The organism is Polynucleobacter sp. 35-46-11 (assembly GCF_002281105.1).
Genome location: NZ_NCFJ01000390.1, coordinates 1 through 4,050, shown reverse-complemented (window position 1 = coordinate 4,050; position 4,050 = coordinate 1). Strand labels below are relative to the sequence as shown.

Below are 4,050 nucleotides of genomic sequence, written 5' to 3'. Positions count from 1 at the left end.
GTACCTAGATTATTTCTAAATCCTCATCATCAGCCTCAATATCAGCGCCTTCAGCAATTAGTTGATCTAAATACTGTGTGCGTATATCTCTTAGAGATTTTTTAGTTTCAGGGTCGAGAAGCCAAAAGCTCCAACCGTTTGTTGATTTGTTGCGGATGGAGTCACCAGCTCCGGATGGTGTTTTAAATATTTCATCACCAACCCCAATATCCCCATCCTCCAATATCACAGCCGTTACATCAGGGAATTTTGAATGGCTTGAATATAAAACCTGCCCTGACTGCAATAAACCTGCACCCATGAGGTCTTGAACCGTTATTTTAATTTTGCTGGTTTCTTTTTTTGTTCTAACACTAGATTGGTGACCTAGTGGTACTGGCCATATAGATAGGATGTCATCAATCAAATCTTCTGTACGAGCATCTATCTTTTGCTCATCCCAAACCAAGCCAGCCTCATCGGTAACCGATCTGTTTAAAAATAAAACATCGCGCTGAAGTAGGCCGGCCCTCTTGCCCTCTTCGCTATCCCAGGGGCCATTTGATACTGAGCTGTTTAACTTGCTACTAAGCAATGTTAAGTTGCCAAGCTTATGAATTCGGTCGTTACGGTTTTGCTCGGTGTAACCGTTGGTTAATGGCCAATACCTATCCCAGCTTTGCGGCATGAGATGCTCAATTGCATAAGTGCCGCGGCGCACTCTAACGCCCGACATAGAAATCTGGTCGCCGATCCAGCCTCGACGGTAATCCTCGATTGCCTCTAGAACCATTCTTAATCTACCGCGCCCGATCTTTCTATAAACCATTAAATTAGAAAGTTCACTTCTAACTTCCTTATCATCTGGCCAATATGAACTATCACTGGTTTGATTTGAGAGAAATGTCTTGAGTGCAGAACTCAATTGCCCTTTTTGGGTTTTCTGAATGACCTTGATCATCTCAGTCATAATTTTGTTATAGGCTTTAGTTGTGCCCCTTACCAACATGCGCCTAATAAGCCATGACTCAATGATCTCTAAAGATGCATTGATATCGTTAAGGTCTATTTGATCTTGGTCTCTATCAAATATTGCCAATAGCACTGGCTTTACAACTTCCATTTCCATTGCTTTAGTGCGATATAGGAATAGGCCAATACGGTCTATAGCGCCCTCAAGCACATCACCCCTATCGATAAAATCTTTGTACTTAATTGATGCCGCATGAATTCTTTCTAATAAAGCAGGCATTGTCATAGGCTTCACATCGTAATCAGCAAATGACTTGAATCTAGAAAACACTTCTCTAGATACAATTTCTTCTGTAGTTTGACAAATCAGCCAATGATTTAAAAATATGGATGATCTTGGCGCCTTAACGCGACCAACGCTAATCTCCTGCTCCCAAAATCCTGTTTCAAACTGTTTCCAGTGATTGGAGTAAGAGCTTTCAATATCTGCACCCTGCTCTAATAGTCTTTGGAACACAAAATTCTTAATAAGATCTGCAGCAGTTAATTGTGATCCCCTCGCATTGAGGGTCTCAAAGATTTCTTGGGCGTTTTCACTAGCAGTTAAGTCGATCACCACGATCTGAAGTAATTCTCGCGTTGTACGCTCTATAGCCTTCACACGTAATTGTTCCGAAAAGAACTGATGAGCAAGCACTAGCTTTGAGTCTTTATTCTTGAGGCTCTGGTAAGTGGCTGGCATATCCATGGCCATTACTTCATTAAAGGCTTGACGATCTTTGTTGGTTGGCCAAACCTTAAATTGGTCCTCATTGTGATCGCAATATTCTTTAGGATTTCTAATAAGCAGTTCTAGCCTTTTTGATGCATCAACCTCTCCGACTAAATTAATTTCAGCATGCAGTGAATCAAGCAGGATTTGCAAAGTAGTTAATCGTTGCTGGCCATCAATAACCGTTCTTTGCTGGAGATTTCCGGTTGGATTTTGAATCTGTTGAAAAACTACCGCGCCCAAAAAATGGGGTTGCTGCTGGTCTGGGCTAGCTAATAGTCGATTTGCCACCCTTTCCAAATCCTGCCATAAGGGCATCCATTGGTTTTCTTGATTCCATACATATGGTCTCTGAAAGAGCGGTACCAGCAACCTCTGGGGTTGCATAAAGATCTGCTGCGGAGTTCTAACTTGTGTATCCATATTCTCAACCCACTACTGGGGCTCTAAATTAACTAATTTGTTGGTCTTATTAGCATATTAAGGCATTAAAAATTACCCCCAATATTTGAAATTAGCGGGATTTTTCCAAAGCCTAAGCAGGCTCATCCCATGAGCCTCACCGGCTCTAATCTTTAAAAATACAACCTAAAGACACTCATATGAAATATCTACATTTATTACTGCTAGCCACTCACTTGGGGCTATTTCCCCTCCCATCCCAAGCGCAGGTCATGACTCTTGAGAACTCGCCGTACAACATGGAAAACAGCCAGTTCAATATGGAGAATTCACCGCACAACATGCGCAATAGTCCCTACAACATGGATAACAGTCAATACAACGTTAATTCTAAAAATGGGGTTTATGACAACACAGGGAATCGCATTGGTTATGAGGTAAAAGCCCCCAGCGGGGTGACCAACTACTTTGATAACAGTGGCAACCGTATTGGCTACACACCATCAAAGAGATAGCCCATGTTGTCTAGTGCAATTATCCTTAGCCTTATCCTACCCTTACAGATCTATGGTGTTGGCGCGCATTTTGAGCCCTTTATTGTTAAGGCCACGATAGACGCTGCAGTTATTGCTGGCGCACCCTCATCTAAGGCTGCCAGGAAATATGCCTTACTAAGTCAAAGGCCTGAATTCCTGACCTCAGAAACATATCAAGCCTCCGAGACCGTCAGCTGGAGACGGCTCTACTTTAGAAAGTATTTTCCAAGCTAGCCATAGACCTTCAAGGCATCCGTCAATTTAGATTCGATGGCATCTCTTAGGGATTTTGGCCCCAAAACCTCGACATCCGCGCCCTGCCTCAAAATATCTAATAGCAATTCACGTTCATCGCTATAGGGAATGCTTAAGACGAATGAACCGTCATCATGTATCTCGCCCTTTTGGTCTGGGTGCCATACTTCCTTGGCTACCCATCTTGCCCTAAAGGGGCTAAATTTTAGTTTGGCAATCTGGTGTTTAGTGCCGGCAAAAATCCCATAACCAGATTCAAGCTCAGCTCTTAAATCAGCCTCCTCAATGGATACCGCTGGTTTATCCAATAGAGTTACAGCCTCCAAAGCATCCATACCAAAAGTTCTTAAATCATCCTTATTATGGCAAAAGGCATCCAAGTACCAGTTATCTCGGTAATAAACCAATCGCTGCGGCGAAATTTCCCGCTCTGTTAACTGATTGTCTTGCCTGCCGTAATGCGTGATTTGCAGTCGCTTCCTAGCCAGTAAGCCATGGGCAACAACTTCAAAGAATTTAGTTGGCGTATTTCGCCTTGCAAGCGTTGTTACTCGAATTCTTCTCGATACCTCTCTGGCTGAATAATCCCCCTTCTCCAGGAGCTTTTCCAGTCTCTCGCGAATGGGGTTTACTTGTGACCCAATCAAGCCTTCCGGATCAATGCTGCGGAGTAATTCAATCACCGAAAGTAGGGAATGAATCTCAAACTCGTTAAGCCATAGACCTGGAAGAGCGCTTAGGTTCTCTCCGGGAGTATTTTGTAATACGTATCCACCCAAGTCAGAATCCCAGGCAATTGGCGCGCCCAAACGATCTCGTAGATACTCCAAATCACGTCTAAATGTTGCTCTCGAGATTTCCAGCTCTTTTAAAAATTGCTCGGTAGTCACCAATTTACGATCACTAAGCATTTTTTGAATCTTATAAAAGCGCTCGGTTCTATCCATTGCCATTCCCATAAATGCAACATTTGTAATTAATATTATTTTCTATAAGCATAGTCTCATGGGGTGACTCTGGCTCAGATCAACAATGAATTCTTAATCAACTACACAAGGATTCATTATGAAAAAGCTGCGTTTATATACAGTATTGGCTGCCAGTATCGCTGCAACCTCAATTGGGAGTGCCCAG

At 42.8% G+C, this 4,050-nt stretch carries 4 protein-coding genes; 2 read left to right on the top strand and 2 right to left on the bottom strand.

The features are described from left to right. Positions 1 to 4: 4 nt before the first annotated feature. Positions 5 to 2,146 carry a DUF262 domain-containing protein gene (locus B7Y67_RS15350; RefSeq protein WP_293599381.1) on the bottom strand — a complete coding sequence of 714 codons (2,142 nt, stop codon included), beginning with the start codon at positions 2,144 to 2,146 and terminating at the stop codon, positions 5 to 7. A gap of 179 nt (positions 2,147 to 2,325) precedes the next feature. On the opposite strand from B7Y67_RS15350, the gene B7Y67_RS15345 reads away from it, so the two are divergent. Together B7Y67_RS15345 and B7Y67_RS15340 are read left to right on the top strand one after the other, a co-directional pair. Then, positions 2,326 to 2,640 carry a hypothetical protein gene (locus B7Y67_RS15345; RefSeq protein ID WP_216256669.1) on the top strand — a complete coding sequence of 105 codons (315 nt, stop codon included), beginning with the start codon at positions 2,326 to 2,328 and terminating at the stop codon, positions 2,638 to 2,640. 3 nt (positions 2,641 to 2,643) lie between these two features. After that, positions 2,644 to 2,895 carry a hypothetical protein gene (locus B7Y67_RS15340; protein ID WP_293599380.1) on the top strand — a complete coding sequence of 84 codons (252 nt, stop codon included), beginning with the start codon at positions 2,644 to 2,646 and terminating at the stop codon, positions 2,893 to 2,895. On the opposite strand, the gene B7Y67_RS15335 is transcribed toward B7Y67_RS15340, so the two are convergent. Further along, the gene (locus B7Y67_RS15335) at positions 2,892 to 3,863 is read right to left on the bottom strand and encodes a YafY family protein (RefSeq protein ID WP_293599379.1); all 972 of its coding nucleotides are present in this window, start codon (positions 3,861 to 3,863) and stop codon (positions 2,892 to 2,894) included. The genes B7Y67_RS15340 and B7Y67_RS15335 overlap by 4 nt on opposite strands. Positions 3,864 to 4,050: the final 187 nt, after the last annotated feature.

Coding starts and splice junctions, on each gene's coding strand:
- B7Y67_RS15345 (WP_216256669.1), top strand. CDS start 2,326: ATGAAATATCTACATTTATTACTGCTAGCCACTCACTTGGGGCTATTT.
- B7Y67_RS15350 (WP_293599381.1), bottom strand. CDS start 2,146: ATGGATACACAAGTTAGAACTCCGCAGCAGATCTTTATGCAACCCCAG.
- B7Y67_RS15340 (WP_293599380.1), top strand. CDS start 2,644: ATGTTGTCTAGTGCAATTATCCTTAGCCTTATCCTACCCTTACAGATC.
- B7Y67_RS15335 (WP_293599379.1), bottom strand. CDS start 3,863: ATGGATAGAACCGAGCGCTTTTATAAGATTCAAAAAATGCTTAGTGAT.